This window comes from Mesotoga sp. UBA6090 (assembly GCF_002435945.1).
GTDB lineage: Bacteria > Thermotogota > Thermotogae > Petrotogales > Kosmotogaceae > Mesotoga.
This window is the reverse complement of the sequence record NZ_DIXC01000016.1, coordinates 1-8,854: the sequence shown is the minus strand read 5'-3', so window position 1 is coordinate 8,854 and position 8,854 is coordinate 1. Positions and strand designations below refer to the sequence as shown.

General features: G+C 45.1%; 8 protein-coding genes, 1 rRNA gene and 1 pseudogene. 6 read left to right on the top strand and 4 right to left on the bottom strand.

The genetic code is table 11. From position 1 onward, the window contains the following. From B3K42_RS03010 to B3K42_RS02995, 4 genes are all read right to left on the bottom strand, one after another. Positions 1 to 195: ribosomal RNA gene (locus B3K42_RS03010) — 16S ribosomal RNA — on the bottom strand; the annotation flags it as partial. A 194-nt stretch (positions 196 to 389) separates the two neighbouring features. Further along, positions 390 to 1,397: a M48 family metalloprotease gene (locus B3K42_RS03005; protein WP_292596723.1), complete on the bottom strand. Its 1,008-nt coding sequence runs from the start codon at positions 1,395 to 1,397 to the stop codon at positions 390 to 392. Positions 1,398 to 1,402: 5 nt separating this feature from the next. Beyond that, positions 1,403 to 1,966, bottom strand: a complete 564-nt coding sequence (locus B3K42_RS03000) for a LemA family protein (RefSeq protein WP_292596721.1) — start codon at positions 1,964 to 1,966, stop codon at positions 1,403 to 1,405. Positions 1,967 to 1,990: 24 nt separating this feature from the next. Beyond that, on the bottom strand, positions 1,991 to 2,779 hold the full coding sequence (locus B3K42_RS02995; protein ID WP_292596719.1) for an HAD-IIA family hydrolase: 789 nt from the start codon (positions 2,777 to 2,779) through the stop codon (positions 1,991 to 1,993). A gap of 61 nt (positions 2,780 to 2,840) precedes the next feature. On the opposite strand from B3K42_RS02995, the gene B3K42_RS02990 reads away from it, so the two are divergent. The 6 genes and pseudogenes from B3K42_RS02990 to B3K42_RS02965 form a co-directional block, all read left to right on the top strand. Then, positions 2,841 to 4,442, top strand: a complete 1,602-nt coding sequence (locus B3K42_RS02990; RefSeq protein WP_292596717.1) for a DUF2207 family protein — start codon at positions 2,841 to 2,843, stop codon at positions 4,440 to 4,442. 118 nt (positions 4,443 to 4,560) lie between these two features. Then, complete coding sequence (locus tag B3K42_RS02985; protein ID WP_292596715.1) at positions 4,561 to 4,800, top strand: glutaredoxin family protein; 240 nt, start codon at positions 4,561 to 4,563, stop codon at positions 4,798 to 4,800. Between the two features lie 115 nt (positions 4,801 to 4,915). Next, complete coding sequence (gene galK / locus B3K42_RS02980) at positions 4,916 to 6,016, top strand: galactokinase (protein WP_292596714.1); 1,101 nt, start codon at positions 4,916 to 4,918, stop codon at positions 6,014 to 6,016. Positions 6,017 to 6,086: 70 nt separating this feature from the next. Beyond that, entirely contained in the window at positions 6,087 to 7,088 is a 1,002-nt protein-coding gene (locus B3K42_RS02975) for a Gfo/Idh/MocA family protein (protein WP_292596712.1), read from the top strand. A gap of 7 nt (positions 7,089 to 7,095) precedes the next feature. Further along, positions 7,096 to 8,238 (top strand): trans-sulfuration enzyme family protein, encoded by a 1,143-nt coding sequence (locus tag B3K42_RS02970; protein WP_292596710.1) that lies wholly within the window; start codon positions 7,096 to 7,098, stop codon positions 8,236 to 8,238. Between the two features lie 207 nt (positions 8,239 to 8,445). Then, positions 8,446 to 8,854: pseudogene (locus tag B3K42_RS02965) on the top strand (alpha-galactosidase); the annotation flags it as partial.

The following is an 8,854-nucleotide window of genomic DNA, read 5'->3' as shown; positions in this document are numbered from 1 at the left end:
TGCTGTTGCACCTTTCTCCTCTCGGCCTTATGCGGTATTAGCTGTCCTTTCGGTCAGTTATCCCCCTGCAGAAGGTACGTTCCCACGTGTTACTCACCCGTTCGCCACTCTATGTGTTGCCACATACCGTTCGACTTGCATGTGTCAAGCACGCCGCCAGCGTTCACCCTGAGCCAGGATCAAACCCTCCATCCATGACTCATTTTTTTGAAACTCGCTGGATTGCTATCCATTTTTCAATGACCCTTCTTCCTCGCTCGTCCTTACCGCTAACGCTAACTTCGCGTCAGCAATTCCTATACTACCAGTACCCCTTACCATTGTCAAGTTACAGGTTCGTTTCCTCTATTCGCGCTTCATGGTGAATTCATTCAAAAGGGGAGAAGAAATCATATGTAATCTGACAGTTCGGCTTCGATTTCTGAAAGAGCCCTGTTTTCAAGAATTGAGATTCTCATCGCTATTGGTGGATGGGTGCTCCACAACGATGCGAAGAAGGAAGTCTTGTTGTTTATTTTTCTCTTCAAAGGATCGGAGATGAATAGATGGGCGGTGGCAACGTTGGCTGTCTGAAGTTTCGCCGAAGAAGTGACGATTTTCCTCAAAGCACTGGCAAGGCCCGAAGGATTTCTTGTCAACTCTACTGCACGCGCATCGGCGAAGTACTCTCTTGTTCTTGAAACGGCTAGCAGCGAGAGCCTACCAATAAATGAAAAGAGAGCACCCAATCCAGCAACTGCCGCTAGGAAAGCGATTACTGCAAGAGCAGAATTATTGTTCTTCTTGGAAGAGCGTCTCGATTTCGTAGCAGCACCAATGGCGCCAAATCTGAGATAAGTAATCATGGCCCTAAATGCAAGGAGCTGAACTATCACAACGGCTCCCAGAAGCGCAGAAATCAGTGTCATGAGAAGAACGTCTCTGTTGATTATGTGACTCAGTTCATGAGCGATCACTCCGGAGGTTTCTTCACGATCGAGACTCTTCAGAAGTCCGCTAGTCACACAAACAACTGAATCCTCCTGCTTCCTTCCAGTGGCAAATGCGTTAATAACGGAATCGTCATCGATTACGTACACCTCGGGAGGTTTCCCCATTCCTGCAGCAATCGACAGTTCATCTACTATATTCTTGAGTTGCCGCTCCTCAGGGTCGTTCACTTTGAGTTCGCGAGCCTTCGCTGATCTAAGGATGATTTCTTTGCCTGAAGTTAGGGATATTAATGTCTGTATGGACGCTATGGCTAAGAACACCAAGGTGAATATGGGAAGTATTCCGAACACCAGATCAATAATCAGGCCAAATGCAATCATCATTACTAGGAAGACCATCACAAGGATGATGGTCTTCCTCACGTTCTTTCTACTTTCCTCGTAGAAATCTACAGTAAAAGACATTGTCCTCAGAAATTGAGATCTACGTTGGGAGTTACCCTTTCAGCCTCTGTAACTTCAAAGAGTGGGAAGGATTCGAACTTGCCCCCAATGAAACCAACAATGACGTTATTAGGGAAGATCTCGATCTTTGTATTGAACTTGGTAGCAGAATCATTGAAGAACTGTCTTGCATAAGAGATCTTATTCTCTGTAGTGGTGAGCTCTTCCATTAGCTGTGATACATTCGTATTTGCTTTCAGATCGGGATAGTTCTCAACAACTGCAAGCAGCCTTCCAAGCACTCCACCAAGTTCCTGCTCGGCTTTGATCTTATCTCCTACACCCTGAGCGGAAACCGCCTTTGCCCTGGCCTGCATTACTTTCTCCAGGGTTTCCTGCTCGAATTTCATATAGCCTTTCACTGAGTTGACAAGATTTGGAATCAGATCATGTCTTCTCTTGAGCTGAACATCGATCTGCGACCAGGCATTCTCGACTCTCTTCTTAAGAGTTACTAAATTGTTGTATACACCAATGAGCCAAAGAGCCAAGACAAGAATAATTCCAATTACAATGAAAAGGATGACCATTCAATCACCTCCAACGTATGGCAATTATACAGTATTGTGATCTCTAATTTTCTTTGCCAGAGTTCCCACGTTCTCTACGACTTTGTAACTATGTCTGTCCGGAATCATGTCTCTTGTAGTTTCCCCAGACAGAACAAGGAAAGTATCTACCTCGGCCTTGAGACCACATTCAATATCGGTGTATATTCTGTCTCCTATCATGACAGTTTCTTCCGGACTGCAATCGAAATCTTCCATCACCATCTGCAAAATGGTGGGGTCGGGCTTTCCTATTATGTGATCCGGCCTACGGCCTGTTGAGGTTTCAAAGAGACTTATCAAGCTTCCGACATCGGGGATGGGACCGTCTTCAGTCGGGCAGTTGATATCCGGGTGGCTGGCAATATAAGGAATACCCTGTCTGATTAGAAGCGCTGCCCTTCGGATCTTTTCATAAGTAATCGACGTGTCGAATGTAAGGATCAGTACTTCGGGATCAAGATCATCCAGCGTTACTCCACCCTTTTCGAACATTTTTCTCACAGACGGAGTTGAGAGCAGAAATACTTTCCTTTGGGGAAAATCTCTCTTTAGAAAGCTTATTGTAGCTTCTCCCGAAGTGTAGACTTCGAAGAGTTTTCTGTCCACACCCATTTTCTCTAGTTTTCTGATATATTCTTCAGGTGTGCGAGATGAATTGTTTGTCAGAAATACCAGTCTTGCGCCAAGACGGCTAACAGCCATGGCGAAGTCAAGACTACCCGGCAGAAGAGTGTTTCCCAGGTAGAATGTTCCATCCATATCCGAAACGAAGAGCCGTTTGCATTTAAGCATCTCTTCCTCCATTTTCCAGATAGTTTTCATAAGCAGAGTATAATACAAAGGGTGAGATGAAATGAAAAGGAAATTCGAAAGAAAGTATTTTTTTATAATATTCATGATGGTCAGCGGCTTCTTCATGTTTATTGCCTTAGGAAACGGCTTCTGGAGGGAATCTGCCCCGTACAAGATCGATTCAGTTGAAATCAACGCGAGGCTGAATGATCAGGGAGATCTTTTCGTTGAAGAGCTTTCGATCTATACGTTGTCCCGCAACAACAGAACGGCTTCGAAGAAACTCCATCTGTCATATCCCTCGGTTCTCAATTCATATTCAATTGAGGTTTCCCAAGGAACTGGTGTAGTCCGAGAGATATCCTCATCCCCAGGTGGGTTCGATGCGCGGGTCTTTCTTGAACAAGAAGTCAATCAGTTTGTGATGACGACCGAATACAACATATCCGGTGTTGTTGAAATAGGATCGGATATAGCTGTGTTCAGCTACAAATTCTGGGAACCAAATTCAGATGCGATGACAAGAGATATTGCTCTTTCCATAGAGCTGCCTGAGACCATAATCTCTAGGATTACCGAGGACGATATCTCTGTCAGGCCTTACAAAGAAGCCAGCGTAGAGATAGTCGGAAACACTGTAAGGCTTCAGATGAAATCGGTTCTCTCAAACGCCTCTGGCGAGATAAAAATCTCATTTTCAAAGAGTATCGCAAACAATATGGCAAACGCTGTAAGCACAACGATAAGTAAGAGTGCGATTCGTAAAGAGCACGAAATAGCTATGTTCCAGCAGGCATTCTTGTCGGCCTTGATCGGATTTCAAATCGCGGTGCCCTTTTTCGTATTATTCTTCACGTTTATTCTCTTTGGCATAGAACCTCAGGTGAAGTCCGAAATTGGTTATCGGATTTATGATGTGCCAGGATATCTTCTTAATGCAGTAATCAAGAACCCTTTCCAGGAAGTGGATCACGATGGATTCCTAGCAACTATTCTTGAGATGCATAACAGCGGAGAGATCACCCTCGGGGAGAATTCAATAGCCGTTGGTGCCGGCAACAACGGGATCCCAACTCAACAGCAGTGGGCCTTGCAGACGCTGAAATCGCTTCGAAGAAACAACGACGGTTCAGTAGAGGTTCCTGATGCAGAGAATGACAACTTCTCGCTTGAAGAGTTCAAGAAACAATACGTCTTCTGGCAAAAGCATGCTATGCGTATTGTGAAGTCAGGAAGGTTCTATGAGTATCTGGGTTCTACCGTTATGTCCGTGTTTTCGGTCTTCTACCTGATAATCTGGTCTGTGATACTCAAATTCGTCTTTGGAAACTGGCAGGTATACCTCTCTTTTCCAGATGAATCACTGATGATTTCGATTGTACTTTATGCAGATTGGTGTCTTGGGTGGCTTCTGCTAGTTGTACCAAAGAGAATCTTTACAAGGTGGACCCCATCGGGGAGACTATTCTATATGGAATGGAAAAAGTCTGAGAAAGAGCTTCTCTCAAAGCAATCGCTTAGCAACGACGACCTCGTGAAGCTGGTTGCCCTGGGTCATCTTCAGAATCTGATCGCCAACAGAAAGAGGGTAACCGAGCAGCAACTTTCTCTGCTTCGTCAGTTACAGAAGCTTGAGATCCTTCTTAACAAGGTAAAACCATAATTCCTTTCCCCGGCCTTTCACAAAGCAAGCCCAGGCAAAAGCGGGGTTGACATAAAAAAAGTGGTGTTCTATAATTGTTTTATGAATACCCCTTGGGGGTAACCGGAGGTGCAAAGTTATGAACGCAAAGGTTGTTGTTTATTCTACCCCATCCTGTCCCTGGTGCAAGAGAGCGAAAGATTATTTCAAGACTAACGGGATTCCTTTCAAAGATTACGACGTGAGTAAGGATAAAGCCAAGGCAGAGGAAATGGTGAAGAAGAGCGGACAGATGGGTGTCCCGGTTATAACAATAGGTAGTCAGGTCATTGTTGGATTCGACAAGAGCAAGATAGACAATCTTCTGGGAATTCACTAGTAAAGAGCCTAGAAACTATCTGGCGGGCCGTGGCCCGCTTTGTTTTTTTGTTCTGGTGGTGCTATCCTCTCAATAAGGACAGACAGCATATATGTACAATGTTGGAGGTGTTGTTTTGAAGAGGTACTTTGTTGCACCCGGTAGGATCAACGTTATAGGTGAGCACACCGATTACAATGAAGGGTTTGTTCTACCCGTTGCGATTGACAAATACGTCCTTCTATCGGTCGAGAAGACAAGTGGTAGTCGAATAACGCTGAGCTCGATGGGAAGGGAACGAGTCTCATTTGATGAATCTAGAATCGAAAAGACCGGTGACTGGAGCGATTATCTGAAGGGAGTCTTGTGGGTTCTTAAAGATCAACTCGGCACAGAGTTTGGTGGTATGAATATTGAGATTCACTCCAATCTTCCAGAGGGAGCGGGCCTTTCAAGTTCGGCCGCAGTTGAAGTAGCTATGATTGTGGCACTGAACTCGTCTTTCAACTTGAAGCTCGATGAAACAGAGCTCTATAAGTATGCTCAGATGGCCGAAAATGAGTTTGTCGGTGTCAAGTGCGGAGTCATGGATCAGTTCGCGGCTGTAATGGGCAAGAAGGATAAGGCCATATTCCTCGATACCCTTGAGATGCGCTACGAGTACGTACCTCTAGAACTTGGTGATTACACGTTTCTCGTGTTTGATTCCAAGGTCCATCATTCCCTTTCTAGAGGAGGCTATAACACAAGAAGAGAGGAAGCAAGAAAGGCTCTCGAAATCCTTGGAAAGAGCAGCTATCGCGATGTCTCCATGGTAGATCTCTTTCCAAACAGAGCTAGACTGGGTGAACTATATTACCGGCGAGCGTTGCACGTAGTTTCAGAAAACATGAGAGTTTTGGAGTCAGTAAAAATCATGTCTAATTCAAATTTCGAGAACCTCGGTCGGCTTCTAATTCAGTCTCATGAATCCCTCGCTCTAGACTATGAAGTAAGCTGTGACGAAACCGATTTCATTGTCAATACTTTAAAAGAGATGAAGGGCGTCTCTGGTGCGAGAATGATAGGAGCTGGATTCGGTGGGTCGGTACTTGCCCTATGCGAAAGGGAAGAAGAGAAAAAGATTGTTGAAGTGATGAAGACCAGATACAAAGAGAGATTTGGGATGGATTTAGACTCGTACGAAGTGAGGACGTCAGATGGGGCAAGAGAAGTTGATTCCTCTTTCTCACTATAGGGGAATCTTTGGGTCAGCAAATCCCTCTGATCTCTTGCATCTTCAGTTGAATTATCGAAGGAGGAATCGCATGAAGATTAATCTAGGTGTGGTTGGGGCGGGGATAGCCTCAAAAGAACTCCATCTTCCGGCACTGAGAAATCTCAGTGAGTTATTCACAGTTGTTGCTGTCAACAGCAGAACGAGAAAGAAGGCTGAGGAATTCGCCGGGATAGTTGGTGGCGACGTAAGGGTCTTTGATTCTTATGAAGAGATGCTCTCTTCAGATTTGGTTGATGCTGTTGTCCTGGCAGTTCCGATTTCCCTGAATCCGAAGATGATTATGGCTGCAAGAAGAGCTAACAAACCGGTAATTTGTGAAAAGCCGGTTGCGGCCTCTGTCAAGGAAGCAGTACCTTTGTTGAGACTTCCCGGCAATTCTCCCGTCTACATAGCCGAAAACTACAGACACATAGAAGTCTATGAGAAGGCTGCCGAACTGCTGAAAGAAGATAGGATAGGAAAACCCCTTGCTTTCAGCTGGATTAAATGGGTTGATTTCGGACAGGATAACAAGTATGTTCAGACCAAGTGGAGGCAGACTCCGGAACACGTGGGTGGTTTTATTTCTGATGGGGGTGTACACGATGTGGCAGCCATAAGAAAAATACTTGGCGATGTAGAAGAAGTGAGCGGATTCTCGAAGAAAAGTCTGGACTATCTTGGGGCAGAAAACTGCGTGGTCTTCAACATGACGCTGGAATGTGAAATGATCGGTAACTACTCAGTCGTCTACGGTGCTCCCGCTTCCCTCAACAGGTTCGAAATCGTTGGGACAGATGGTCTTATGCTTGTTGATAAGGACGGAGCAACAATCGAAATCTTTGGCGCCGATCGTAAAAAGATCTTTGTAAACAAAACTGACGGCTTTATTGAAGAATTCAAGGACTTCTACAATGTGGTTAAGGGTGAGAAGAACTCTCTTGGCACTATTGGTGAAGCGCTCTCGGATCTTGCCACAATTGAGGCCGGTCTGATTTCGGCAAGAGAAAAGAGAGTAGTAGCTGTCGATTCCTTGCTAGAGGAAAGCTGATAGACAGATGCGTGGATTCAATACTAGAGCGGTTCACATCGGAGAAGAGACAAAGATTTTCGACGCAGTGTCAACTCCAATCTTTCAAACATCGAACTTCGTGGTCAACGATGAAAAGTATGCGAGCGAAAACTCAGAGACTTTCTATACCAGGGTTGGAAATCCTTCGATAGGTGTTGTAGAAAGAAAGCTTTCAAACCTTTTTGGAGGAGCTGGAGGGATCTTCTTTTCTTCGGGAATGGGCGCGATAACAACGGTCTTTCTCACTTTTTTGAGATCGGGAATGAATTTAGTGATTTCCAGGAATATCTACGGTGGCACACAGAGCCTTCTTGCAGACCTGTCGGATATGGGTGTGGAAATAAGGAGATTCGATCAGTCCCGGTTAGAAGCTCTTGAAAGCCTGGTTGACGATAATACTGGAATTGTCTATGTCGAGTCAATGACTAATCCTAATCTGATTCTCTCCGACATCCAGAGAATATCGCACATGATAAGCAAGAGGAGAGCTCTGCTTGTAGTAGATAATACCTTCTTGTCTCCTTACAATTTCAGACCCCTTGAGTACGGAGCAGACGTCGACGTTCAGAGCCTCTCGAAATACGTGAACGGACATTCAGATGTTATTGCTGGCTTTGCCGCTTTCAGAGACAGAGAGTTGGAAACACGGGCAAGGCAGAAAATGATCAAGCTGGGCACGAACGGGGCTCCTTTCGAAGCTTTTCTTGTAAGTCGAGGAGTCAAGACGCTCGGACTCCGGATGGAACTGCACAACAATAATGCAAAAGAGATAGCTCTTTTTCTTTCAAAAAGCCCGAAGGTTCGTCTGGTTTCTCACCCATCTTTGAGAAGTTCCGTTCCAAACTGTTTCGCTAATTGCAGGGGGTTCGGAGGAGTCGTTTATCTCGAAGTAAAGGATCTCGAGACGGCAAAGGAGTTTATTAGGAAGAGCGAGCTCTTTCTTGAAGCTACAAGTTTGGCCGGAGTCGAGTCTCTCGCAACGATTCCGATTCTTACCAGCCATTCTTCATTCACCAGCGAGCAGCTACGGGAGGTTGGCCTTTCTGAAGGAGGGGTAAGACTCTCTGTAGGTATTGAGAACATTGAGGACCTTCTTGCAGATCTGGATGGTGTGCTTAAGGAAATCTGAAACCCGGTTACCAGAAGTTCGGGTCTCTATTGTGAAAGAAGATGCGGCGCGAAATTGCTAGAAACTTAGCGTCTGGGGGAGCATCAAAAACAGACAATCAGAATTGATAGCGTAACCGGCTTTCCCACTGGTACCAATGGTGAGACTATGATTCAACTTATTTTTGCACTAGCCTATAATTAAAGCAAAGCTGTGAGGTGATCTAAAGTGCTTAAAATAAGAGTTGAAAGCATTGAAGAGTTGATACTTGCCGGTGGGAGAGAGTTCAAGATAGAGAAAGAAGACCTGAGTGTTACCTACGTCTTCTCCAGTCTTCCCGATTCATCTGGTGTTCTTGTTCAAGTTTCGATTCGAAACGTAAGCGATACTCCACAGAGAGTTGGGAAGGTAGATCTGATTGAAATTCAAGACGTCAGTGAACCTGTTTATTATAACAACTGGCAGTCCTGGTTTCCCTTCAAGGCTTATTGGGAACAACCAGATGTGGAGCCTTTCGTTCAATTTGCCGATTCCCAGGGGATCAGCCTTCTTGCAGCTACCCCTATTCCAGAAGTCTTGAGAGAGGGATCTAGACCCAGCGACTACTTCATTGCTACAGATGAACTTCTAGTGGGTT

What these genes read in the sequence shown, in the direction of transcription:
- B3K42_RS03005 (WP_292596723.1), bottom strand. Translation starts at nt 1,397, where the DNA reads ATGTCTTTTACTGTAGATTTCTACGAGGAAAGTAGAAAGAACGTGAGG.
- B3K42_RS03000 (WP_292596721.1), bottom strand. Translation starts at nt 1,966, where the DNA reads ATGGTCATCCTTTTCATTGTAATTGGAATTATTCTTGTCTTGGCTCTT.
- B3K42_RS02995 (WP_292596719.1), bottom strand. Translation starts at nt 2,779, where the DNA reads ATGCTTAAATGCAAACGGCTCTTCGTTTCGGATATGGATGGAACATTC.
- B3K42_RS02990 (WP_292596717.1), top strand. Translation starts at nt 2,841, where the DNA reads ATGAAAAGGAAATTCGAAAGAAAGTATTTTTTTATAATATTCATGATG.
- B3K42_RS02985 (WP_292596715.1), top strand. Translation starts at nt 4,561, where the DNA reads ATGAACGCAAAGGTTGTTGTTTATTCTACCCCATCCTGTCCCTGGTGC.
- B3K42_RS02975 (WP_292596712.1), top strand. Translation starts at nt 6,087, where the DNA reads ATGAAGATTAATCTAGGTGTGGTTGGGGCGGGGATAGCCTCAAAAGAA.
- B3K42_RS02970 (WP_292596710.1), top strand. Translation starts at nt 7,096, where the DNA reads ATGCGTGGATTCAATACTAGAGCGGTTCACATCGGAGAAGAGACAAAG.